This window comes from Syntrophomonas sp. UBA5494 (assembly GCF_002426325.1).
The window spans coordinates 25,291-25,492 of the sequence record NZ_DIPG01000132.1; positions in this window are offsets into that span (position 1 = coordinate 25,291).

Consider the following 202-nt stretch of genomic DNA (forward strand, 5'->3'; position numbering starts at 1 on the left):
TTGGCGCAGTTTATGGCGGACTCTTATTGGGGATCTTGATCATAATGATGTTTTTGGCCCTTAATCGCTATTTGCCGGTAGTGTTCCATTATCAGGTGCCGATGCTGTTCGTCGCCGGGCAGCTGTCCCCGGCCGCTAAGCTGGTATATAGTCTGGTCTTATGGGTGGGCATCATCACCACTGCCATTGCCAATGCCTATGG